We start from the raw sequence: 554 nt of genomic DNA on the forward strand, positions 1-554 counted from the left end.
GGTTGATGCGGAAGCTGAGGCACTTGTTGACGCTGAGGCCGACGCGCTTGTACTTGCTGAAGCTGAGGCACTCGTACTTGCTGAAGCTGACGCGCTTGTACTTGCCGATGCTGAAGCACTGGTACTTGCTGAAGCCGACGCGCTAGTGCTTGCAGAAGCCGACGCGCTTGTACTTGCTGAAGCTGAGGCACTTGTACTTGCTGAAGCCGACGCACTGGTTGATGCCGATGCTGATGCACTGGTTCTTGCTGATGCAGAGGCGCTTGTTGACGCCGATGCTGACGCACTAGTACTTGCTGAAGCCGAGGCACTTGTGCTTGCTGAGGCTGACGCGCTGGTACTTGCTGAAGCCGATGCACTTGTTGACGCTGAGGCTGATGCACTTGTACTTGCTGAAGCTGAAGCACTCGTACTTGCTGAAGCCGACGCACTGGTTGATGCCGATGCTGACGCACTGGTTGATGCCGATGCTGACGCACTGGTACTTGCTGAAGCTGAGGCACTCGTACTTGCTGAAGCCGACGCACTGGTTGATGCCGAAGCCGATGCACTAG

1 protein-coding gene is annotated in these 554 nt (G+C 56.5%); it reads left to right on the top strand.

Going from position 1 to position 554, the window contains the following annotated elements; all coding sequences use genetic code 11:
- Positions 1 to 554: hypothetical protein (locus D8837_RS09595; RefSeq protein WP_185755711.1), on the top strand; the 554-nt coding region annotated here is incomplete at both ends.

This window comes from Streptococcus mitis (assembly GCF_003942965.1).
GTDB classification, from domain to species: domain Bacteria; phylum Bacillota; class Bacilli; order Lactobacillales; family Streptococcaceae; genus Streptococcus; species Streptococcus mitis_BH.